Source organism: Nostoc sp. NMS9, from assembly GCF_017114995.1.
GTDB lineage: Bacteria > Cyanobacteriota > Cyanobacteriia > Cyanobacteriales > Nostocaceae > Nostoc.
On record NZ_JABXKL010000005.1, the window covers coordinates 236,616 to 257,781 of the forward strand.

The window sequence follows — 21,166 nt, forward strand, 5'->3', positions numbered from 1 at the left end:
ACTGCCGTCATAGGGCATTGGGAAAGAGTTACTGTAGTTCCTCCGATGCTTCCTTGTCTCCCTCATGCCCTCCCCCTTTCCTTTCTTTTTCAGGAAGCGATGACCTTTTGTAGTTCACTAGTGACATCTTCTTGGGACTGATTGCCATTGACTGTTAGGAGTTTTTTGCGATCGCCATAATAATCAATTAGAGGTGCAGTTTCAGCGCGATACACTTCTAGACGACGACGAATCACCTCTTCGGTATCATCTTTTCGTCCTCTAGCTAGCAAACGTGCGATGACAATTTCATCTGGTGCATCTAAATTGACTACCCTTTCGCCACCTTGATGTATTGCTTGCAGTAACTTCTCCAGAAAAGCTGCTTGGGTCACTTTCCGGGGAAAACCATCAAGAATCCAACCATTTTTGGCATCTGGTTGATCGAGGCGCTCCTGTACCAAGTCTTCCACTAGCTGGTCGGGTACTAACTCGCCGCTATCAACATAGCTTTGAGCTTTGATTCCTAAAGGAGTTTGCTCTTTCATGGCTTGTCTTAATATTTCACCAGTAGAAATATGGGGAATATTCAAGTGTTCAGCCAAGGTTTGAGCTTGTGTTCCTTTACCCGCTCCAGGTGGCCCCAAGAAGATTAATCGCGTCACTATTATTTCACCATTCCTTCATAGCGCTGAGAGATGACATAAGTTTGGACTTGTTTGGCTGTCTCAATTGCCACACCAACTAAAATTAACAAAGAGGTTGCACCAATTCCCCGGAAAGTTTTTACATTCAAAGCGCTTTCCACGGCGGTAGGGATAATAGCAACGAAGCCCAAAAAGATCGCACCCAAAAAAGTTAGTCGGTTGGACACGCGTTCGATATACTCGCTAGTTGCCTTACCGGGACGAATCCCAGGAATACTAGAACCCATTTTCTTCAAGTTCTGCGCCACATCTACTGGGTTGAGAATCAACGAAGAATAGAAGTAGCTGAAGAAAACAATGGAAATCATGTAGACCAAGGCATAGACCCAGGAGCTAGAACCGCTTGGACTCAAATAAGTGTTAACTATATTCGCTAAATCGGCATTTTTAGTAAAATTGGCGATTAGCAGTGGCAAACTGAGGATGGCAGCAGCAAAAATAATTGGCATCACGCCGCCTTGATTTAGCCGCAGTGGCAGATAACTACGCTGCTCTGCCAAAACTCGCCGACCTACTTGGCGACGAGCCGAAATAATTGGGATGCGGCGCATTCCTTCCTGCACAATCACAATACCAACAATTGTTGCTAAGAAGACTAAGATCAGTACGATCACCCGACCCACTGCTTCCCTACCGCCGACTTGCACCAAGTCGATAGTATCGCCTAAAGCTTTTGGTAATGAGGCAACAATGTTGACAAAAATCAGTAATGATGCTCCGTTACCAATGCCCCTTTCTGTAATTAGTTCTGATGCCCACATGACGAACATAGAACCAGCAGTCAGAGCGATCGCAGTTTCAGCTACGAAAATTGGCCCTGGCTTTAAGGCAAATTGCTGGAGGAATAATGCCGAAAAAGCTGTACTTTGAAGAATTGCCCAACCTACAGTAACATAGCGGGTAATTTGCGATATTTTTCGCCGACCGGCTTCCCCTTCATTTTTCTGTAAATTTTCTAAAGTTGGAATCGCCGCAGTAAGTAATTGGATGATAATAGACGCATTAATGAAGGGTAAAATCCCTAAAGCAAAGACTCCCAAAGTCGAAAGTCCTCGCCCAGAAAATATATCCAATAAGCCGAATATGGAATTACTGCCCGATATGGCTTCGGCAAATCTCGGTCTATCAATCCCTGGTACGGGTAAGAAAATACCCAGGCGAACCAAAATTAAAATACCGACGGTGACAAGCAGCCTACCTCTGAGACCAGCTGCCTGCGCCATCTGCATAAAAGTTTCTTGAGCCGTTGGGGCTTTATCTCGACTGATCATAGAGTGCTACCTTTATAGTGAACCAAGCACTGGCAGCGAGTTGGCTTGCATTTAAGTGCGCTGTTCCGGCTCACTCATAAGACTTCACAACTACCACCAGCTGCCTCAATTTTGCTACGAGCTGAACCTGTAAAAGCTGCCGCTTGTACTTTGAGCGGAATGCTCAATTCCCCGTTACCTAAAACTTTCAGTGGCCCTTTAACAGCAGTCAGGATACCTGCGGCTTTCAATGAGGTCAAAGTTACTTCCGTATTAGCGGGGAGGGAGGCTAGCTTCTCTACATTAATCGTAGTGTAAATCTTCTGATTAACAATCGGAAAGCCCTTCAGCTTAGGTAAGCGGCGGTACAATGGCTGTTGACCACCTTCAAAACCTGGTCGGGTACCACTACCAGAACGAGATTTTTGACCCCGCATACCTAGACCGGCACTGGCACCTTGACCTGCAGAAATACCTCTGGCTACACGCTTCTTGCGTTTCTTTGAGCCTTTTTGCGGCTTAACATCATGGAGTCTCATAAGTTATCAAGTTCTCATTTGTCGTTTGTCATTTGTCGTTTGTCATTTGTCATTTGTCCTTTGTCCTTTGTTATTCACTAATGACTCATGACCAATGACTAATGACTAAATTAGATGTAGAGATTTTGAATAGGAATACCGCGATCTTCGGCGACTTCAGCAAGAGTCCGCAGTGTAGATAAAGCATTAACTGCGGCTCTAGCATTATTGAGCGGATTATTGGAGCCTAGTTGCTTGGCTAAAACGTTACGAACTCCAGCTAATTCCAACACAGTTCGCACAGCACCACCAGCAATTACCCCAGTACCAGGTGAGGCTGGACGCATAATCACTTTTGCACCGCCACCGACACCATCAATGGGATGGGGGATGGAGTTGGATTTGGTGATTGGGACATCAATGAGGTGTTTTTTGCCGTCGGCTACGCCTTTTTTAACGGCGCCAATTACATCTGAAGCTTTGCCTACTCCGACTCCAACCTGACCGCGTTCGTTACCCACGACAACGATCGCTCGGAAGCTGAGTTTTTTACCACCTTTGACCACTTTACTTACGCGGCGGATTTGGATAACCCGCTCTTGCCAAGTGGTTTCTTCTTTTTTGGCACGCTTTGTTCTACTTTTACGCTCTGTTGCCATAATTTATGCTCTGGTGAACGTCATTTTTCATTTGTCAGTTGTCATTTGTCTTTTGTCATTTGTCATTTGTCCAATAACTAATGACCAATGACTAATGACCAATGACTTTAGAAATCTAAACCAGCTTCGCGTGCTGCATCAGCTAGTGCTTTGACACGACCATGATATAAGTTACCACCACGATCAAAGACTACTTTGGTGATGCCTTTTTCTAGCGATCGCACTGCGATCAACTTACCAACTTGTACTGATGCATCGCGATTTGCACATGACGCTAAACTAGATTTCAACTCTGGTTCTACAGTCGATGCTGCCACGATGGTTTGATGCTGAGTATCATCAATTATCTGGGCATAAATATGCTCATTAGAACGAAATACCGCTAAACGCGGACGTTCTGGGGAGCCAATCACTTTGCCACGAACGCGTCGATGACGACGGTTTTTTGATTCTCTACGAGTAAGTTTCATTTCTACTTCTTACCACCCTTACCAGTCTTACCAGCTTTCCGTCTGACCACTTCACCGGCATAGCGAATGCCTTTACCTTTGTAAGGTTCTGGTGGACGAACGGCACGAATTTTGGCGGCTGTGTTACCGACGATTTCTTTGTCATAGCCACTGACAATGACGTTAGTGGTACCTTCTACGGCAAACTGAATTCCATCTGGTGGTTCAATTTGCACCTGATGGCTGTAACCCATATTTAAAACTAGGTTACGTCCTTGAAGTTGTGCCCTGTAACCAACACCTTGAATTTCTAAACGGCGCTGAAAACCTTGGGAAACTCCCTCGACCATGTTGGCAACTAAAGTGCGGCTCAAGCCGTGCAATTGCTTCGATGTCCGAGTTTCATCCCGACGATTTACGTGTAATATTTCCCCCTCTTGAGAGAGTGAGACATTATCTCTGAGAGTGCGAGAAAGTTCTCCTTTCGGGCCTTTCACTACAATATTCGTACCATCGATCGCCACTTGAACTTTGGCGGGAATAGTAATTGGACGTTTACCAATACGAGACATGACTTTTTGTCCTTTGTTATTTGTCGTTTGCCTTTTGTCTTTTGTCTTTCACTAATGACAAATGACTAATGACCAATGACTACCAAACGTAACAAAGTACTTCACCACCCAAGTTTTGACGCCGCGCTTCGCGGTCAGTCATAATCCCACTGGATGTAGAAATAATGGCAATGCCAATGCCGCCTAGTACCCTTGGTAATTCTTTTCGATTTGAATAAACACGTAAGCCAGGCTTACTGACCCGCTTTAAAGCGGTGATCAGAGGCTGACGGTTTTTTCCCTTGTATTTCAGGGAAATCACCAGATTGCGTTTTACCCCTTCTTCTGCTTCTTCGATTTCAGCAATAAAGCCTTCCTCCCGTAGCACTTTGGCAATGCTTCGGGTCAATTTTGTCGCTGGCACTTGTGTAGTTTGATGCCGCGCCAGGTTGGCATTGCGGATGCGCGTCAGCATATCTGCAATTGTGTCGTTAGCCGCCATCGTTCCCTCTATAGATGAACTTATTGATCGCGAAAGGGCATTCCTAATTCTTTAAGTAAGGCGCGTCCCTCTTCGTCGTTTTTTGCTGTCGTGATGATGGAAATATCCATCCCACGCACTTGATCGATGCTGTCGTATTCGACTTCTGGAAAAATTAGCTGTTCTCTCACACCCAAAGTGTAGTTACCGCGTCCGTCAAAGCTTTTAGGGCTAACGCCGCGAAAATCTCGAATTCTGGGTAATGACAGGCTAACTAGTCTGTCGAAAAAGGCATACATCCGTTCGGCTCTGAGAGTCACCATGATCCCCACAGGCATCCCCTGACGAATCTTAAAGCCAGCGATCGCCTTTTTCGCCCGTGTCACCACTGGTTTTTGACCAGTTACCACGGCAATCTCGTTGATGGATGCCTCTAGTGACTTCGCATTTTGAGCTGCTTCGCCCAAACCTCGGTTAATCGTAACCTTTACTAACTTCGGTACTTGATGAACGTTGGTATATTGAAACTGATTAATCAGTTTGGGGACGATTGTCTCTTGATATAAGGTTTTGAGTCTTGTTGTCGGCATAGTTTTTTGTCCTGATATCCCTGGGCTTGGTCAGGGAACAAAGTTATGAGTTATGAGTTATGAGTTATGAGTTATGAGTTAAATTTAATTCCTAACTCTTAATTCCTAACTTCTAACTATTTATCCAGAATTTCGCCAGTTTTCTTGAGTTTTCTGACCTTTTTGCCTTCTGAGGTAAAGGTGTAACCAACACGACTGGCAACGTTTTGCTTAGTGGAATAAAGCATGACGTTGGAGCTATGAATCGGGAATTCTTGGGTAATAATTCGCCCTGATTCCCCTTCTTGCTGGGGTTTGACGTGCTTGGTTTTAATGTTGACACCTTTGACGATAACTTTACTCAGTTGGGGAAGTGCCTGAGTAATTTCGCCAACTTTTCCTTTGTCTTTGCCAGCAATCACTTGTACGGTGTCGCCAGTTTTGACGTGCATTTTGTGGAATACTTTGGGCGTACCCTGTTTGGTTGCCATTAAAGCACCTCCGGAGCCAGAGAAACAATTTTGGTAAAGTTTTTATCGCGTAGTTCCCGTGCAACTGGGCCAAAAACCCGTGTACCTCTGGGATTACCGTCTTTGTTGATGATTACAGCGGCGTTATCATCAAAGCGAATACTCATGCCGCTGTCACGACTTACAGCTTTACGAGTCCGAACAATTACTGCTTCCACAACATCAGATTTTTTAACAGCCATGTTGGGTGTAGCATCTTTGACAACTGCGATAATTTTATCGCCGATAAAACCATAACGACGGTTGCCTCCGCCTAAGATGCGGATGCACATTAGTTTGCGGGCGCCGCTATTATCTGCGACATTCAGGTAAGTCTGGGGTTGAATCACAATTATTCTCCCTTGTAATGTTGTTAGAAACTAACAACGATGAGGTTTAAGTAGGCTTGACGTTCAGGACTTCTGTGATTTTCCAGCGCTTGGTTTTACTCAGGGGTCTAGTTTCCTGAATGCGAACGCGATCGCCTACTTTACACTGATTTTCTTCGTCGTGAACTTTATATCGTTGGGTGTTGACTACAATCTTGCCGTACTTGGGGTGAGGAGCGCGGTTTTCTATGGCCACTACCACAGTTTTTTGCATTTTATCGCTCACTACCAAGCCAACTCGTTCTTTAACTGCCATAATCTCCTACTTCTTTTCTTTAGCCGATTGACTTGCTGCCCGTTTGCGTTCTGTTTCTAGCGTCAGCAATTGGGCTAGGCGGTGGCGCAATTGTCGGAACTGGTGGGGCTTTTCTAATTGTCTGGTGGCTTTTTGCAAGCGCAACTGAAATAGTTGTCTTTTGATCGCGACAATTTCATCAGAGAGCTTCTCGTCGCTTAATTCTCTAGCTTCTGAAATCTTGGGAAGAGGCATAAGCTACTCCTGCTCCTGTGGTTGAGAGCGCACAATAAACTTGGTTTTGATGGGCAGTTTAAATGAAGCCAAACGCATCGCTTCACGGGCGATTTCTTCAGAAACTCCACCGATTTCAAACAAAATTCGTCCTGGCTTGACTACAGCTACCCAAAACTCTGGATTACCTTTACCGGAACCCATCCGGGTTTCAGCAGGACGCATGGTTACAGGTTTATCAGGGAAAATCCGAATCCAGATTTGTCCACCCCGACGAATATAACGAGTCATTGCCCGACGGGAAGCCTCGATTTGACGCGAGGTAATCCAAGCAGGTTCTTGAGCTTGGAGTGCAAAATCACCAAAGTTGAGGGTACTACCACGGGTGGCTAGTCCTTCCATCCGTCCCCGCTGTTGTTTGCGGAATTTAGTTCTTCTAGGGCTTAACATGGTTTGTTACTTGTCATTTGTCATTTGTCCTTTGTCATTTGTCATCTGCCATTTACTAATGACTAATGAGTAATGACTAATGACGATTTATCCTTCATTTGAGCGGTCTTCAAATTGCTGGCGACGACGTTGTTGTTGACGGCGACGGGGTTCCCGATCGCGATCGCGGGGATCTCGTTCGCGATCGCGGCTTGCTGGTGGTAACGGTGTTTCTTCCTGTCCAGGAATAATTTCTCCCTTAAACACCCATACTTTGATACCCAAAATGCCGTAAACAGTTTTTGCCGTGCAATAAGAGTAATCAATGTCAGCCCGTAAGGTATGTAAAGGTACTCTACCTTCACGAGTCCACTCTGTCCGGGCAATTTCCGCACCGTTGAGGCGACCGCTAACTTGGATTTTAATACCTTGGACACCAGCGCGTTGGGCACGTTGAATCGATTGCCGCACTACCCGCCGAAAGGAAACCCGACGTTCCAATTGTTGAGCAATGTATTCAGCAATTAGGTAGGCATCAGCATCAACCCGTTGAACTTCAACTACGTTAATGCGAATTTGGCGATTACTACCCAACAATCCTTGGAGTCCGGTACGTAAGGATTCAATACCTTGTCCACCACGTCCTACTACCACACCTGGTCTAGCTGTGCGTACTTCTAAGTCGATTTGGTCAGCTTTGCGCTCAATCCGTACTTCGGAAATACCGGCGTTGTTTTGAGCCTGTCTACCCAGCTTTTGTTCTATGTATTGACGGAGTTTGTAATCTTCTTGTAGAAGTTCTGGATAGCGATCAGGAACAGCAAACCAACGGGATTGATGTTCATGTGTAATACCCAGGCGAAAACCAACTGGATGAATCTTTTGTCCCACGAATGCTTCCTCTAAAATTTCTTACTTTACGCAATTTATTCGTGTAAACGTGTTTATTTTTCTGGAGCAGCTGCAACGGCCACAGTAATATGACACGTCGGCTTGCGAATTTGGTAAGCTCGACCTTGCGCTCTTGGTTGGAAGCGCTTCAACGGCGGCCCTTGATCGGCATAAGCCTGAGTAATCACTAGTTGAGTCCGATCTAACCCAGCGTTGTGTTCGGCATTGGCAGCAGCGCTTCTGAGAACCTTCAATATGGGTTCAGTGGCGCGATAGGGCATGAATTCCAGGATGATTAACGCTTCTCGGTAAGATCGCCCGCGGATTTGATCGAGTACCCGACGCACCTTATAAGCCGAGATGCGGATAAAACGAGCGATCGCTTTTACTTCAGTAGTATTAGTAGCCATAATTTTCTCCAATTTTGTCCTTCGTCCTTCGTCCTTTATCCTTGGTCTTTTGTCGAAAGCTAATAACTAATGACAAATGACTAATGACAAATGACCAATGACTAATAACTACCTACCTGCTTTTTTGTCGCTTTTTCCATGACCCCTGTAGGTGCGTGTCGGGGCAAATTCACCCAACTTGTGTCCTACCATCTGTTCATTTACAAAAACTGGAACGTGTTGTCGTCCGTTGTGAACAGCTATGGTATGCCCTACCATTAGAGGCAAAATTGTCGAAGCTCGCGACCAAGTTTTAATAACTTCTTTTCTGTTGTTGTCGTTGAGCTTTTCAATTTTCTTTAAGAGATGATCCGCAACGAAAGGACCTTTTTTTAGAGAACGACCCATAGTTCAATTTTTGATTTAGGATTTAGGAATTAGGATTTAGAATTTCGGATTTTGGATAATTAGGTATCTGAACCAAGTTTCACAAATTTTCAATGTTTACAAGTAGACCCCAATCTAAAATCCAAAATCTAAAATCTAAAATTCTATGATTCACGACCACCGCGACCGCGTTTAGAAGACTTACGACGACGACGCACAATCAACTTGCTGCTAAGTTTCTTGCGATTGCGTGTCTTCGCACCCAATGTGGGTTTACCCCAAGGTGTAACAGGTCCCGATCTACCGATAGGCGCTCTACCTTCACCACCACCATGTGGGTGATCCACTGGGTTCATGACGCTACCTCTAACCTTAGGACGGCGACCTTTCCAGCGATTTCGTCCGGCTTTACCTGCACTCAGGTTTCTCGCATCGGTGTTGCCTACTTGCCCAATGGTGGCGTAGCACTCACGCCGAATCAAGCGGACTTCTCCTGAAGGCAACTTGAGAGTTACGTAATTACCTTCTTTTGCCACAACTTGGGCGCTAGCACCTGCTGCACGTACAATTTGACCACCTTTACCAGGAGTGAATTCTACGTTGTGAACACTAGTACCTAAGGGAATCTTCCAGAGTGGTAAGGCATTACCATCTTCAAAGGGAGAATCGGGCCCAGAAACAATTATTGTTCCAACTTTCAACCCGTTGGGGTGAAGGATGTACCGTTTTTCGCCGTCTTGGTAATACAAAAGGGCAATTCTGGCGTTGCGGTTAGGATCGTATTCAATTGCTGCGACTTTGGCCGGAATATTATGTTTATCCCTTTTAAAATCGATGATCCGATAAAGCTGTTTGTGTCCGCCACCCCTGCGACGACTAGTAATCCGTCCGTGATTATTCCGACCTTTGGCGCGATGCTTCGAGGTTGTTAGGGATTTTTCTGGCTCGGTTCTGGTAATTTCCGCAAAGTCAGAGATTGTAACTTGGCGAGTGCTGGGGGTATAAGGGCGATAAGAACGAGTACCCATATTTTTAAGTGCTGAGTGCTGATAGCGTTAGCGGGGCCTTTAGCCCGTGCTGAGTGCTGAGTATCGAGTTTTGAGTTTTGAGTTCAGTAACTCTTAACTCCTAGCTCCTAACTCAAAACTTTTTTAGACTTCTGGGAATAGAACTTGTCTAATCTTGTCTTCATCCCCAGGTGCGACGGTGACGATCGCTCGCTTATATTGGGGTTTATAACCAATAAATTTACCAACGCGCCGCTTTTTGCGCGGTGGTAGGATGGTGTTGACTTTTACAACCTTGACTTGAAACAAATCTTCGATCGCAGCCTTGATTTCCGGCTTAGATGCCTTTGGAATTACTTCAAAGGTGTACTTATTTTGCTCCATCAAGATGGTCGCTTTCTCGGTAACAATTGGGCGACGCACTAAGTCAGCAAGGTCGCGGGGGTCAAAGCTAGGCACTGTAGACCTCCTGAATTTTTTCTAGGGCTGATGCCGTAACTACAATTTTGTCAGCGTGCAGTAAATCAAAAACATTTAGCTGGTCGGCTGCAATTAGTTTTAAATTTTCAATGTTGCGGGCTGATAAATAAACGTTATCTTTATCCGCAATTTCAGACAAAATTAACAGTGCCTTGCTTTCTGGTACTATTCCCCAACGGGCAAGCGCTGCCACTAATTCTTTAGTCTTCGGGCGAGATAGCTCGGTGCTAAATTCTTCTACTACGATCAAGTCATCAATACGACCGACAAATGCTGTCCGCAGTGCTAAACGTCGCTCTTTGCGGTTCAACTTCAGGTCGAAATCTCTAGGCTTTGGCCCAAAGATCACACCACCACCACGCCACAATGGTGAACGAATAGACCCTGCACGAGCGCGACCAGTACCTTTTTGCCGCCAAGGTTTACGACCGCCACCTCTGACTTCCGAACGAGTTTTTGTACTGGCATTTCCTTGACGAGCATTAGTCAATTGCCGTACTAAGGCGCGGTGCACAATATGAGACGCTGTTTCTTCCTTGGCAACGCGCAATTCGAAGGTCGTCTCGCCGACCTGTTCTCCTTGCCAATTTTTAACTACGCTTTCAACCATCTTTCTTATCTGTCCTTTGTCATTGGTCATTTGTCATTGGTCTTTTGCCATTTGTCCTTAGCCAATGACTACTGACTAATGACTTTTGACTAATGACTTCTGACTATCCCACTATTTTTGCAGGCACAACACTTACTAGAGCGCCTGGTTTACCAGGTATAGCTCCCTTAATTAGCAATAAGTTGCGTTCTGGGTCAACTCGCACTATGGTCAGTTTGCGGATTGTAATACGTTTTCCACCTAAACGACCTGCCATCCGCTTACCTGGATAGACACGACCTGGTGTTGTACCAGCACCAATAGAACCGGGTGCTCTGTGGTTTTTGGAACCGTGTGACATTGGCCCGCGACCAAAGTTGTTGCGCTTCTGGTTTCCCGCAAAGCCGCGACCGATGCTTGTACCGACGACATCGACAATTTGACCAGCGCTAAAAATATCTGCTTTAATCTCTTGACCTAAAGCATAATCACTAGAGCTATCGGTATGATATTCATTTAAGTGACGCAATGCTGGGGCAGATGATTTAGCCAAATGACCCAGTAGAGGTCTGTTTAGTGCCTTGGGTTTGACTTCGCCATAACCAACTTGAATGGCAAAGTAACCGTCGGTTTCTTTCGTTTTAACTTGTGTAACGGTGCATGGCCCTGCTTGAATGACAGTTACAGGAATAGATACTCCTGCTTCGTCAAATATTTGGGTCATGCCCAGCTTGGTGCCGAGAATACCTACAGACACAGTAACTGGTTCTCCTTTCTACTTGCTGACCTTGGAATTGGACTCTAGAGGACACGCTTTGTACGCATCAGTTTAGGCTGGGTTAGCCTGCGAAATTTGGAATGGCTTCAATAAACCGCTCCAAATACTTTCGGACACAACAAACCGTGTCCGTACTGCTTGGTGAATCTGTTTAGCTTCACTCAATAGATCACCAGAACAGCCACAAGTCTCTTCCCGTTGGGAAGGAGTAACTTCTGGAATCAATGCAAGGCGCTACAGCTTTAAGCTGTGTGCAGCAATGCTTTCGTCCAAGCAATTGCTCTGGCACTTTCTGGAGGCAGCGCTGTCGGCGGGTTTTCCGATTTGTACACGCCTGAAGGGCGGCTTCCCGGAGATTGGCTACTGCCGTGTTGCAGTTGGACTTAAGCGGTTATTACCGCCCAGTATCCGTTAACTGAGACTGACGTAATGCCATGAAACCAACATTGCTGCTCAGTCTTTACTTCCTTAAACACCTTAAACTATTGTTTAAGCTTTTGCCTGCTTTTTTGGAGGCACAGGAGTAAACGTACCTTGGAGCTTAGGATTAACTTTAGTTATTCTTCCATAAGCTCTAATGTTGACCTGAAAGCTTTCTTAGTTTACCAGTCTACGATCGCTCTGAGCTAGATTATCCAATTTGGATTAAGTCATCAGTTTTTGATGCTAACACTACTTCAGAATGACAGTAAAAAGTCAACCTAATTTGCGTGTTTGGTCACAATCTAATAATATAAATTATTTATTTATGTTTGTCCAGTAATTTATAGAGCTATTTTTAGGGAGTGGGGAAAGCAGGGGGACAAGGGAGAATAACTATGCCCAATGCCCAATGCCCAATGCCCAATGCCCAATGCCCAAAAAAATGCTTTTAATCTATCGGTTCAGGGTAAATAATAGAGATATCTAAGTGGGATAAGACGAAAATCTATGGCACTAATTACCACTGGCAACGGTTTAATCCGCGATCTGGAAAAATTTGGCGCTCTTGGAGTGTATGTACCTCTGGAAGGGGGTTATGAAGGTCGATATCAGCGCCGACTACGGGCAGCTGGCTATACTACCCTTCACATTACTGCTAAAGGACTGGGTGATGTAGCTGCCTATCTCACAAGAATTCATGGAGTTAGACCTCCTCATCTTGGTAAAAAAAGTACTGGTAGCGGGGCGGCAGTAGGTCAAGTATACTATCTGCCACCAATTCTCAATTCTCATTTAGAACAGCTACCACCAAAATCAAAGGGGCTGGTCTTGTGGATTATTGAAGGGCATATTCTTTCCAATGAGGAACTTGAGTATTTGACGAATTTGCCTCAACTAGAACCACGAGTGAGAGTAATCATTGAGAGAGGTGGCGATCGCTCTTTCCGTTGGACTTCTCTAGAAAAAACTCTGTTAGCTAGCTAACACTTACAAAAGTGAGGAGTGAAAAGTGAGGAGTGAAAAATTTAAAACTTCTAACTTCTAACTCCTAACTCCTAACTCCTAACTCCTAATTCATAACTCTTTTAGCATTTCAATAATGCTGAATCGAAAACCACAAGATGCAAATAACCGCCGTGAAGCCTCGTTAGCAATTGCTGTATCTAGACGAATTTGCTTGACGCCCATCTGATGAAAGCGTTCAACACTTAGCATCAGCATCTGCCGCGCAATTCCGTTTTGGCGATATTCCGTCTCGACCCAGATATCATGAATAAAAGCAAATTCCTGTAACCGGTAAATTGGTATTTCTCGCTCAACTGTTGCCACCAGAAAAGCTACAATTTGCCCTTCATTTTCGGATACTAGAAATACACTGCGCTCGTTATTTGCCAAACGCGTCAACCATTGCTCATAACGCTGTTCTGGATGCGGTAGAAAACCATACTTGGCAGAATCCCAAGACTCATGCAAAGCACAAATTTTGGCAACCATTGGTAAAACTGCGGGTACGTCAGTTATTGTGGCGGGGCGGATCAGCATAAGCTTTCAAGCACAAAAAGCAAGCACAAACAAGAAAGAATACCTTACAGTGAGGTATTAGTTTTTATTCACTTACTCAGCCAAGATTATCGTTTTGTTGACCCTGAGCGTCATCAACTTTGGAAAACTTTGTTTTTAGCATTGGGAAGGGCTGGCTTGGTTAGAACAGGGGTGATGTCTTACCAAGTGGATATCTGAAATGGTTATAAGGTTTAGAGACTATGGCAAACGGCTGTCTATTTATAACCACTCCAGAAACAAACAGCGATCGCGATCGCCAGCAAAATCGGTATTGCGCTATGTGCAACTTAAATGCTCATTAGCTGATAAATTTTTTCGTCACTCCACGCAATCGGATTAACACTGGCTTTGCCCAATTTCGACCAAGCAAATCGTGCAGCAGAATATAAAAACAGGGGATGATAAATAATGTCAGCATCGTTGCGATCGCCATCCCAAAAAAAACTACAATCCCTAAAGGCTGCAAAAACTCAGAACCTTCGCCAATACCTAATGCCAAAGGAAACAGTCCCAAAATAGTCGTGACTGTAGTCATGATAATTGGGCGCAAGCGTTGAGGAGCAGCTTTCACGATCGCAATTTGGCGACTACAACCAACCTCTTCCCGAATTTGGTTCGCTAGTTCCACCATTAGAATCCCCGCGTTCACCACAATTCCCACCAGCAGCACGACACCAACAATTACAGTTGCGCCAATTGCCGTTTGGGTAATGTAAAGTCCAAAAATTCCCCCAGCTAACGCTAGTGGTACGGTGAACATAATTACCAATGGGTCAATTAGCGAATTGTATTGCACCGCCATAACTACAAAGATTAAGAACACCGCCAACGCCCCCAAAGTCTTTAAAGCATCCTGAAGTTGCTGATTAGTTTCTTGGGCAGAACTAGGCACAATTGAAACGCCATCAGGTAAGTCTACATCTTTGAGTACCTCGTTTACTTCTGCGATCGCTTCACCAAGACTAGCTCCCTCGCTGAGATTTCCTGCAACAATAAAAGCTTGGCGCTGATTAATCCGTTGTACCTCACCAGGCGCTTGACCTTCTTGAATGTTTGCCACATCTGAAAGGCGGATTAGTTGATTGTTTTCTGTAAATAGCGGTAATTGCTCTAGCTGAGAAGGACGTTGAATCGCTTCTTTCTTTAGTTGCACCCGCACATCAACTAAACGATTACCACGTTGAATTTGTGTGGGAACTGAACCTTCAATTGCGGTTTGAACTGTTGCACCAATTTGCCCGGCGCTCAACCCTAAAGCTGAAACCCTCTCCCAGTCAGGGCGAATTTGGATTTCGGGTTGTCGGGGGTCGGCATCTGGCCGGAATGTCGCTAATTTTGCCCTTTCTTGCAATGCTTGCAGCACTTGTGCGCCTGCTTGCGTTAAGTTTTCTTCATTCTCACCTTGCAGAATCACGTCAACTTCTGACCCTTGCACTGGAGAATTACTCAAGATTAAACCCCGCACTTGACCAGGATTGAGGCGCAGTAGAATTCCTGCTAAGTTGAGTTTGTTAAATTCCTGAGTTACTTTTTTGACGAAGGCTTCGACATCTGTGCCTGGTTTAAGATTGATGGTACTAGTGGCACGTAAAGGATTTTCTGTAGTACTGCTGCCAAATAAATTACCACCCACAGTTGTGAAAGCAGACTCTGTTTCTGGTTGTTTGAGCAAAATGTCATCCACAATTTGCATAACTTTCTCAGAAGTTGCTAAAGGTGTACCGGGAGGAAACTGTGCTCTCAAGTTAGCTTGACCAGTACTGATGCGGGGTAGAATTTCTTGGGGAATTTGACCAAACATAAAGAAGCTACTGCCGCCTAAAATTATCAAAGCAGCAGTTACTACAAAAAACCGATAGCGTAAAACCTTGGTTAAGAAGTTACCGTATCCCCGCGTAGCATTTTCAAATCGGTGATTAAACTGTCTAAGCAGCCAAAATTCACTAATCCGACTAGACCAGCGGATTCCCAAGAGTCGAGAAGACAGCATCGGTACTACTGTGATGGCGACAACAAGGGATGCTGCGACTGCGAAGCTAATTGTCAGAATCAGTTCATTAAATAGCAGTGCAATAAAGCCGCCAATTAAGAGGAATGGCACTACAGAAACTAAGTTGGCACCTGTAGCAGCAACTAAAGCAGATTCTACTTCTTGGGAAGCAGCGATCGCACTATCAATAAAGAATTTGGAATTTCTCCCCTTCCCCTCTGCTCCTCTGCTCCCCTGCTCCCCTGCCTCCATCTCCCTCTGATTGGGAGTCATACCTGCTTTTTCAGAAATGTTCTCCAAGATCACAACCGATGTATCAATTGCTTGACCGACTCCTAATGTCAGACCTGCCAAACTAAACACATTCAAAGTCAAGCCAAATATTTTCATCAAAGCGATCGCTGCCAGAGTACACAGCGGAATCGTCAAACTGATAATAAATGTTTGTCTGAATGATCCCAAAAATAACAAGACTGCTGCCGCTGCTAGCAATGCTCCAGAAATTCCCGAAAAGATCACATCATTTAAAGAATTACGGATGAAGACAGATTCATCTGTGGTGGGACTCAAAGTCATGTCCGCTGGAATTAAACCCGATTGTCGTAATTGTTCAATTCGCCGCTTAACAGCATCTACAACTGTGATTGTGTTGGCTTCAGGCTGCTTTTGGATTGAAAATTTCACCGCAGGTTGACGATTTAGGTAAACAAATACTCGCTGTTCTTCTGTATCGTCAATTACCTCTGCAAAGTCTCGTAAGTAGACGCGGCGGGAAGGTGTAGTAGTGATAGTGGTAGTGGTATTAGCACTAGTAGGAGAAGAAACTTCCAAGGAAAGGTTTTCAATTTCTTTGGCATTTTGGAAGCGTCCGACAGTCCGAGTCAATGGCTCGGAATTTTGCCCCAGAATCCGACCACCAGAAGTATCTTGGTTACGGGCTGTTAATTCATTTAAGACATCATTTAACCCGACACCCAAAGCTTGTAATCGGTTTAAGTCAACAAGCACTCGTACTTCTTCCTCTGCACCGCCAGATACATCAACTGAAGCGACTCCCGGCACGACACTGAGTTCACGGTTTAACTCTTCATCAGCAAATACGCGTAAATCTTTCCCTGGCAAGGAAGCAGAGGTCAGCGCCAATTCATAAACTGGCAATTGAGAAGGATCGACTTTGAATAAGCGCGGCTCCTCTATCGTATCTGGCAGTTGTCCTCGGCCTCGGTTAAAAGCAGCAGTAGCATCATTTAGGGCTTGGTCAATATCGCCTCCTGGTTGGAAGTATAAATCGAGGCTTACCTGTCCCTCACGAGTCCGGGAAAAAACTTGTACTACATTCTCGGTTGCCGATAAAGCTTCTTCTAAAGGTCTGGTGATTTCATCTACTGCTACTTCTGGTGAAATACCAGGGGCTTCTAGCCGAACCCCAATTCGGGGATAGGTAATTGACGGTAGGAGATCGACTTGGATCGTTGTGAGAAAAAATACCCCAATGACAATTACTGCCACAGTGAGCATGAGTGTGCCAATGTGTTGGCGAATAGCGATCGCACTAAGGCTAAATCCGCCATTGCCATTATTATTGTTTGTCTGTTGCATGATACTAAGTGATAAGTGCTAAGTGCTGACTACTGAGTACTTTTTTCTTTGGTATGGTGGTTATCGCTCACCCTACTATTGCTTTTCTGAAAGAATTGAAAGACGTACAGTGTCACCTTCTTTTAACGGCTTACCACTACGAACAACATAGCGTTCTCCCGCTTGCAAACCGGATAAAATTTCCACTTTGCCATCAGCCTTTTGTCCTAAAGTGACAGCACGCGTCGCTACTTTCGTCTTACCATCTGTGTCTTTCACCACAAATAGCGTCACCGATGGGTTTTCTTGCTCTTTTCCTGCTGCCTTTGCTGCTCCTGCTCCTGCTTGTTTTTGAATAGCTGTTTGCGGCACTACTACCCGCTGTTGAGTCTGGTTTTCAAAGTTGACTCGCGCCAGTAGTCCGCTGCCAATCTTACCTTGAGTGTTAGGAATCACTACTTCTATAGGTATCAAGCGAGCTGTGGCATCGGCAGCTGGGGAAATGCGCGTAACTCTGCCAATTAATGCTTCTTTGGGGAAGGCATCTAAGCGCACTTGTACAGACTGTCCAACTTGAATTTGTGCTAGTTCTAATTCGGAAACTTGGACGATGACTTTGACACGGTTAAAGTCGCCAATTTTCAAGACTTCGTTACCTGCTTGCAGCAAGTTGCCTGGTTCTGTCACCCTTTGTGTGACTACGCCAGTGATCGGAGATACCAGCCGAGTATAAGACCTGCGCTCTTTGGTTTGGGCAACTAATGCCTGTTGAGCAAGTACTCTACCTTGGGCGGCAGCAACGGCTTGCTGTTCTGTGCGAACTTGTTCTTGGGCTGCCCGGAGTGCCTGGGCGGCTGTTTTTGCCTGGGTACGTGCTTGCTGGGCAGTTTGTTCAGCGATCGCTCCGGCTTTGAAGAGTTTTTGCTGCCGTTCTGAGTCTGCTTGAGCTTGTACTACTTCTAGCCGCGCCCGTTCAACGTCTGCACGGGCATTGCTTACCTGATTTGTTGCCCTAGCTACTTCTGATTTGAGGGCTGCTAGCTCTGCTTCTGCTTGCTTTAATTCGGTCGAAAGGATGGCATCATCTAACTGTCCGACGTTTTGCCCAAGTTTTACTGTATCGCCGACATCAAGGTTCAAAGCCAAAAGCCGGGCTTCTACCTGCGATCGCAGTGACACAATTCGGAAGGGTGTTGTATTACCTGTGTATTCTGGTTGTGTTTGTAGCGTATCAGTTCGAGCGATCGCCGCATCTACAGCCGTTGCACCACCACGTTGTCCACTACCAGGACTCTGAGATTGTTGTGCATCAGCCGGTTCTTCCTTGGGTAGCGCTACACAATTCGCTGTCAGCAGTCCAATGCCCAGCAGACAGGGAATCAATAATATGGATGCAAAAGGGGAAGACACCTTTGTACTAACGCTACTCTTTGTATCTGCAACAGCCATATCAGTCTTCACAACTGAATCTAACTGGGTATTAATTACCTGGTTAGCGGCTGCGAAAGGTGAGATTTTCGCCTGCTTGTGCGGCTTATTTCTGTCCAAAATCATTTATTTTTCTTGTATTTGGGGAGCTTTTTGGGTTAAAGAGCCGTGCATTACCAAGTAATTTTGAGACATTATAAATAGTGAAAAGCGGCGAGAGTCAATTAGCTATCTTCTTGCAGAATTTTGTATCAAAAATTACTTTTTATTCCGAAAATTTCTCACCACTTTAACTCATTACATTGAGCCGGCAGCTTTTTAGCTAACGATGCAATTCTTAACTTAGTATAAATATTTTTAAATTTCTTGCAATCTGCCCTTAGTAGAAGACTTGCGTTTACAGAAGAGACGGGACTTTCACACCCTTACTTCTAAAATGGGCAGTGTTAATAAATAGCTATATTTAGGCTGACATAACTAGATTTAATGTCGCAAAATGCATAGTAATTTTTACACTGGATCAAATATATTAAGAATAGTAAACATAAGTTGCTTTTTTTCACGCCGTAATATTTCGATCGGGCGATTGCATATACAGCGAAGAAAAGGGCGATATATATTACAGCCATCAATATTAGTCAGGAAAGTAACGAGTGACATCATCGCTAAAAATTGCCCAAACCGCTGACGAAGCCCAGATTTCCGAATTTTTCCAGGAATCAGCGGGTAAGTGGCGATCGCAACGGCGCTACTATACCCTACCCAAGGGAGAAACCAAGGAGATGGAGAGTATAGTTACGATCAATTTTCTCAACCAAGGCTGTGATGAATTGCAAAACCTAGCTCAGATGCACGATTTGCCTGATACAGGTAGTTTGATCTGTGGTGCAGCAGTGACATGGGAAAGTATGGATGTACTAAATCCAAAGAAAGAGTCGCAAGGTTCAACGATATTTGGGGCTATGGGAAACATTTTGTATCGCGATCGCGGTTTTGCAATATCCAAACCAGTCACCGCTCAGTATTATTTCTCCAACCCTAAAACAATGTGTTTGCGAACTGAGTACAACGGTTCAGTCTTTGAAGAAGAGTTAAAGCTAATTGGCAGCAAATACCGCACCAGACAAACCATTATCTCCCGTGCTGGTGAGCAGTTGATGATTGGTCAATATTTAGAAAAGAGAGTGGATTAGTCGATCTCGTGGGTGCGGTTCACTAGAGCCTCACCTATTTTGAGACTAGCCAGCATCTAGCTATTAACCGCTTATATAACTTTTTATAACAGTTTTTCAAACCTTTTTCCAGAAAGTTAGTTGTTATGTCATCATTGGAAGTGAAATGAGAATTAATTCGGTGACAGTGTTTGTTTTTAGTATTGACAGGCTTTTCCCTTTTGGTATTACAGACTTCTCTCCGAAATCTAAATCTCTACAAACTTATGATTTTGGAGACATTTGATGTCAATTTACGTAGGTAACCTCTCTTATGATGTTACACAAGATGCGCTGAGTGCTGTATTTGCAGAATATGGTGCTGTAAAGCGTGTTCAACTACCCACTGACCGTGAAACAGGTCGTTTACGCGGCTTTGCTTTCGTGGAAATGAGTTCAGAAGATGAAGAAGCAAAAGCTATTGAAGCTCTTGATGGTGCTGAATGGCTTGGTCGTGACCTCAAAGTAAATAAAGCCAAGCCCAAAGAAGACAGAAGTGGTGGTTCCTTTGGGAACCGTGGTGGTGGCGGCGGCTACAACCGTAGCAACAACCGCTACTAAGCTTAATTGAATTTAGACAAGGCTCAGGCAGGAATGCTTGAGTCTTTTTTATGCAAAACTTTGATTCTAAATAATCTTAGGCAATTACTTATCATACCGCACTGATGATTCTCTAACCAGAGTGCCCTGATGAAAGATCATTTTCCATCGATCGTTGTTTAATTTCCAGATGGAACTTCGCAACGAATGAACAGGTTGTTCGCCAGATATATGTCTGACTATACGATAAGTTACTAAAACAACCCCTGTTGCTAAAACTAACGTTTTGAATTCTGTTATCAATCTTTGAGTCAGGGGTTCGATGGGTTCATTCTGCAAGCTCTCGATAATTTGCTGTTTATTAAAAACACGCCCTGAACTTCCGAATTCAATGAACTCCTCAGCAAGTAAATCTATGATATCTTTAGCTGACTTTCGGACATCGGGTTGAAGCAAACGCTCCTCCAACTCACGAAAAAGTAATTCTTCTAAATAGTCTGCTTTCATATATGTCAGGACCAGCCCTTTCAAGGTGAGCATCTGTACTATCCAAGTTTTTACGGCATTTCAGGCATCGGTTGGAATTGAGCAAAGAATCTATGCATTAAACTCCAAATTTTTCGACTGTAAATTAAGCGATCGCAATCGCCAAAATCCCAAAATTGGGTTAAAAACATCATTTATTTTATAGTACAAAGGTTCACCTTGAAAGGGCTAGTTCTAATAGTTTATTTACCATAATAATTAAGTTTTGTGACATGTATACTGCTAATAAACGCTAGTTAGAGGTAATGTTAGTTGATTACAAAATCAACGCAGTAATTTTTCACTATCAACTATGAAGACTATAAATAAGGTAATTGCTTGTACTACAGCTTTAACATTAGGTATTGCACCTGGATGATTACGCCTATGGTTGGAATGAACGGGGAGAGCGCTTTTATGCTCTCAAG

At 44.5% G+C, this 21,166-nt stretch carries 27 protein-coding genes; 3 read left to right on the forward strand and 24 right to left on the reverse strand.

The window, feature by feature from the left end; all coding sequences use genetic code 11:
• Positions 1–89 precede the first annotated feature (89 nt).
• The 20 genes from HWQ40_RS03175 to rplC all read right to left on the reverse strand — a co-directional run bounded on the left by HWQ40_RS03175 (position 90) and on the right by rplC (position 11,459).
• Positions 90–644 carry an adenylate kinase gene (locus HWQ40_RS03175; RefSeq protein ID WP_292774909.1) on the reverse strand — a complete coding sequence of 185 codons (555 nt, stop codon included), beginning with the start codon at positions 642–644 and terminating at the stop codon, positions 90–92.
• 2 nt (positions 645–646) lie between these two features.
• Positions 647–1,957 (reverse strand): preprotein translocase subunit SecY, encoded by a 1,311-nt coding sequence (gene secY / locus HWQ40_RS03180; protein ID WP_099101133.1) that lies wholly within the window; start codon positions 1,955–1,957, stop codon positions 647–649.
• A gap of 74 nt (positions 1,958–2,031) precedes the next feature.
• Entirely contained in the window at positions 2,032–2,475 is a 444-nt protein-coding gene (gene rplO, locus HWQ40_RS03185) for a 50S ribosomal protein L15 (protein ID WP_190891251.1), read from the reverse strand.
• A 110-nt stretch (positions 2,476–2,585) separates the two neighbouring features.
• Complete coding sequence (rpsE, locus tag HWQ40_RS03190) at positions 2,586–3,113, reverse strand: 30S ribosomal protein S5 (RefSeq protein WP_229547634.1); 528 nt, start codon at positions 3,111–3,113, stop codon at positions 2,586–2,588.
• 107 nt (positions 3,114–3,220) lie between these two features.
• Positions 3,221–3,583: a 50S ribosomal protein L18 gene (gene rplR, locus HWQ40_RS03195; RefSeq protein WP_099101131.1), complete on the reverse strand. Its 363-nt coding sequence runs from the start codon at positions 3,581–3,583 to the stop codon at positions 3,221–3,223.
• Positions 3,584–3,585: 2 nt separating this feature from the next.
• Positions 3,586–4,134 (reverse strand): 50S ribosomal protein L6, encoded by a 549-nt coding sequence (gene rplF / locus HWQ40_RS03200; RefSeq protein ID WP_163927942.1) that lies wholly within the window; start codon positions 4,132–4,134, stop codon positions 3,586–3,588.
• A gap of 79 nt (positions 4,135–4,213) precedes the next feature.
• Positions 4,214–4,615 carry a 30S ribosomal protein S8 gene (gene rpsH / locus HWQ40_RS03205; RefSeq protein ID WP_094349096.1) on the reverse strand — a complete coding sequence of 134 codons (402 nt, stop codon included), beginning with the start codon at positions 4,613–4,615 and terminating at the stop codon, positions 4,214–4,216.
• Between the two features lie 20 nt (positions 4,616–4,635).
• Positions 4,636–5,184 carry a 50S ribosomal protein L5 gene (rplE, locus tag HWQ40_RS03210; protein WP_292774910.1) on the reverse strand — a complete coding sequence of 183 codons (549 nt, stop codon included), beginning with the start codon at positions 5,182–5,184 and terminating at the stop codon, positions 4,636–4,638.
• A gap of 116 nt (positions 5,185–5,300) precedes the next feature.
• A complete protein-coding gene (gene rplX / locus HWQ40_RS03215) occupies positions 5,301–5,654 on the reverse strand; it encodes a 50S ribosomal protein L24 (RefSeq protein WP_069070771.1) in 354 nt (117 codons plus the stop codon).
• Complete coding sequence (gene rplN / locus HWQ40_RS03220; protein WP_069070772.1) at positions 5,654–6,022, reverse strand: 50S ribosomal protein L14; 369 nt, start codon at positions 6,020–6,022, stop codon at positions 5,654–5,656. The genes rplX and rplN overlap by 1 nt, the downstream gene beginning before the upstream one ends.
• Before the next feature lie 46 nt (positions 6,023–6,068).
• The gene (gene rpsQ / locus HWQ40_RS03225) at positions 6,069–6,317 is read right to left on the reverse strand and encodes a 30S ribosomal protein S17 (protein ID WP_094349093.1); all 249 of its coding nucleotides are present in this window, start codon (positions 6,315–6,317) and stop codon (positions 6,069–6,071) included.
• A gap of 6 nt (positions 6,318–6,323) precedes the next feature.
• Positions 6,324–6,551 (reverse strand): 50S ribosomal protein L29, encoded by a 228-nt coding sequence (gene rpmC / locus HWQ40_RS03230; protein WP_179068334.1) that lies wholly within the window; start codon positions 6,549–6,551, stop codon positions 6,324–6,326.
• A 3-nt stretch (positions 6,552–6,554) separates the two neighbouring features.
• Positions 6,555–6,980: a 50S ribosomal protein L16 gene (rplP, locus tag HWQ40_RS03235; RefSeq protein ID WP_012410718.1), complete on the reverse strand. Its 426-nt coding sequence runs from the start codon at positions 6,978–6,980 to the stop codon at positions 6,555–6,557.
• 87 nt (positions 6,981–7,067) lie between these two features.
• Entirely contained in the window at positions 7,068–7,850 is a 783-nt protein-coding gene (rpsC, locus tag HWQ40_RS03240; RefSeq protein WP_292774911.1) for a 30S ribosomal protein S3, read from the reverse strand.
• A 53-nt stretch (positions 7,851–7,903) separates the two neighbouring features.
• Positions 7,904–8,260, reverse strand: a complete 357-nt coding sequence (rplV, locus tag HWQ40_RS03245) for a 50S ribosomal protein L22 (protein ID WP_069070777.1) — start codon at positions 8,258–8,260, stop codon at positions 7,904–7,906.
• Between the two features lie 108 nt (positions 8,261–8,368).
• On the reverse strand, positions 8,369–8,647 hold the full coding sequence (rpsS, locus tag HWQ40_RS03250; protein ID WP_012410721.1) for a 30S ribosomal protein S19: 279 nt from the start codon (positions 8,645–8,647) through the stop codon (positions 8,369–8,371).
• A gap of 143 nt (positions 8,648–8,790) precedes the next feature.
• Complete coding sequence (rplB, locus tag HWQ40_RS03255; protein WP_094349090.1) at positions 8,791–9,654, reverse strand: 50S ribosomal protein L2; 864 nt, start codon at positions 9,652–9,654, stop codon at positions 8,791–8,793.
• 123 nt (positions 9,655–9,777) lie between these two features.
• Entirely contained in the window at positions 9,778–10,092 is a 315-nt protein-coding gene (locus HWQ40_RS03260) for a 50S ribosomal protein L23 (protein WP_094349089.1), read from the reverse strand.
• Positions 10,085–10,723, reverse strand: a complete 639-nt coding sequence (gene rplD / locus HWQ40_RS03265; RefSeq protein WP_292774949.1) for a 50S ribosomal protein L4 — start codon at positions 10,721–10,723, stop codon at positions 10,085–10,087. The genes HWQ40_RS03260 and rplD overlap by 8 nt, the downstream gene beginning before the upstream one ends.
• Positions 10,724–10,826: 103 nt before the next feature.
• Positions 10,827–11,459 (reverse strand): 50S ribosomal protein L3, encoded by a 633-nt coding sequence (gene rplC / locus HWQ40_RS03270; RefSeq protein WP_289799260.1) that lies wholly within the window; start codon positions 11,457–11,459, stop codon positions 10,827–10,829.
• Between the two features lie 951 nt (positions 11,460–12,410).
• Here rplC and HWQ40_RS03275 point away from each other — a divergent pair.
• Positions 12,411–12,887 carry an NAD(P)H-quinone oxidoreductase subunit N gene (locus tag HWQ40_RS03275; RefSeq protein ID WP_292774912.1) on the forward strand — a complete coding sequence of 159 codons (477 nt, stop codon included), beginning with the start codon at positions 12,411–12,413 and terminating at the stop codon, positions 12,885–12,887.
• 90 nt (positions 12,888–12,977) lie between these two features.
• Here the strand turns inward: HWQ40_RS03275 and HWQ40_RS03280 are convergent, their stop codons facing one another.
• The 3 genes from HWQ40_RS03280 to HWQ40_RS03290 form a co-directional block, all read right to left on the reverse strand.
• Positions 12,978–13,445 (reverse strand): GNAT family N-acetyltransferase, encoded by a 468-nt coding sequence (locus tag HWQ40_RS03280; RefSeq protein ID WP_292774913.1) that lies wholly within the window; start codon positions 13,443–13,445, stop codon positions 12,978–12,980.
• Between the two features lie 319 nt (positions 13,446–13,764).
• A complete protein-coding gene (locus HWQ40_RS03285; protein ID WP_292774914.1) occupies positions 13,765–17,055 on the reverse strand; it encodes an efflux RND transporter permease subunit in 3,291 nt (1,096 codons plus the stop codon).
• Between the two features lie 75 nt (positions 17,056–17,130).
• Positions 17,131–18,588 (reverse strand): efflux RND transporter periplasmic adaptor subunit, encoded by a 1,458-nt coding sequence (locus tag HWQ40_RS03290; RefSeq protein ID WP_292774915.1) that lies wholly within the window; start codon positions 18,586–18,588, stop codon positions 17,131–17,133.
• Between the two features lie 527 nt (positions 18,589–19,115).
• Here HWQ40_RS03290 and HWQ40_RS03295 point away from each other — a divergent pair.
• Positions 19,116–19,655, forward strand: coding sequence for a phycobiliprotein lyase (locus tag HWQ40_RS03295; protein WP_292774916.1), 540 nt, complete (start codon positions 19,116–19,118; stop codon positions 19,653–19,655).
• A gap of 264 nt (positions 19,656–19,919) precedes the next feature.
• A complete protein-coding gene (locus HWQ40_RS03300) occupies positions 19,920–20,234 on the forward strand; it encodes an RNA-binding protein (RefSeq protein WP_194041514.1) in 315 nt (104 codons plus the stop codon).
• 84 nt (positions 20,235–20,318) lie between these two features.
• On the opposite strand, the gene HWQ40_RS03305 is transcribed toward HWQ40_RS03300, so the two are convergent.
• A complete protein-coding gene (locus HWQ40_RS03305; protein WP_292774918.1) occupies positions 20,319–20,720 on the reverse strand; it encodes a DUF4440 domain-containing protein in 402 nt (133 codons plus the stop codon).
• Positions 20,721–21,166 lie beyond the last annotated feature (446 nt).

Excerpts from the sequence above, each read along its gene's own strand:
- secY (WP_099101133.1), bottom strand. The coding sequence starts at position 1,957 with ATGATCAGTCGAGATAAAGCCCCAACGGCTCAAGAAACTTTTATGCAG.
- rplO (WP_190891251.1), bottom strand. The coding sequence starts at position 2,475 with ATGAGACTCCATGATGTTAAGCCGCAAAAAGGCTCAAAGAAACGCAAG.
- rpsE (WP_229547634.1), bottom strand. The coding sequence starts at position 3,113 with ATGGCAACAGAGCGTAAAAGTAGAACAAAGCGTGCCAAAAAAGAAGAA.
- rplR (WP_099101131.1), bottom strand. The coding sequence starts at position 3,583 with ATGAAACTTACTCGTAGAGAATCAAAAAACCGTCGTCATCGACGCGTT.
- rplF (WP_163927942.1), bottom strand. The coding sequence starts at position 4,134 with ATGTCTCGTATTGGTAAACGTCCAATTACTATTCCCGCCAAAGTTCAA.
- rpsH (WP_094349096.1), bottom strand. The coding sequence starts at position 4,615 with ATGGCGGCTAACGACACAATTGCAGATATGCTGACGCGCATCCGCAAT.
- rplE (WP_292774910.1), bottom strand. The coding sequence starts at position 5,184 with ATGCCGACAACAAGACTCAAAACCTTATATCAAGAGACAATCGTCCCC.
- rplX (WP_069070771.1), bottom strand. The coding sequence starts at position 5,654 with ATGGCAACCAAACAGGGTACGCCCAAAGTATTCCACAAAATGCACGTC.
- rpsQ (WP_094349093.1), bottom strand. The coding sequence starts at position 6,317 with ATGGCAGTTAAAGAACGAGTTGGCTTGGTAGTGAGCGATAAAATGCAA.
- rpmC (WP_179068334.1), bottom strand. The coding sequence starts at position 6,551 with ATGCCTCTTCCCAAGATTTCAGAAGCTAGAGAATTAAGCGACGAGAAG.
- rplP (WP_012410718.1), bottom strand. The coding sequence starts at position 6,980 with ATGTTAAGCCCTAGAAGAACTAAATTCCGCAAACAACAGCGGGGACGG.
- rplV (WP_069070777.1), bottom strand. The coding sequence starts at position 8,260 with ATGGCTACTAATACTACTGAAGTAAAAGCGATCGCTCGTTTTATCCGC.
- rpsS (WP_012410721.1), bottom strand. The coding sequence starts at position 8,647 with ATGGGTCGTTCTCTAAAAAAAGGTCCTTTCGTTGCGGATCATCTCTTA.
- rplB (WP_094349090.1), bottom strand. The coding sequence starts at position 9,654 with ATGGGTACTCGTTCTTATCGCCCTTATACCCCCAGCACTCGCCAAGTT.
- rplD (WP_292774949.1), bottom strand. The coding sequence starts at position 10,723 with ATGGTTGAAAGCGTAGTTAAAAATTGGCAAGGAGAACAGGTCGGCGAG.
- HWQ40_RS03275 (WP_292774912.1), top strand. The coding sequence starts at position 12,411 with ATGGCACTAATTACCACTGGCAACGGTTTAATCCGCGATCTGGAAAAA.
- HWQ40_RS03280 (WP_292774913.1), bottom strand. The coding sequence starts at position 13,445 with ATGCTGATCCGCCCCGCCACAATAACTGACGTACCCGCAGTTTTACCA.
- HWQ40_RS03285 (WP_292774914.1), bottom strand. The coding sequence starts at position 17,055 with ATGCAACAGACAAACAATAATAATGGCAATGGCGGATTTAGCCTTAGT.
- HWQ40_RS03290 (WP_292774915.1), bottom strand. The coding sequence starts at position 18,588 with ATGATTTTGGACAGAAATAAGCCGCACAAGCAGGCGAAAATCTCACCT.
- HWQ40_RS03300 (WP_194041514.1), top strand. The coding sequence starts at position 19,920 with ATGTCAATTTACGTAGGTAACCTCTCTTATGATGTTACACAAGATGCG.
- HWQ40_RS03305 (WP_292774918.1), bottom strand. The coding sequence starts at position 20,720 with ATGAAAGCAGACTATTTAGAAGAATTACTTTTTCGTGAGTTGGAGGAG.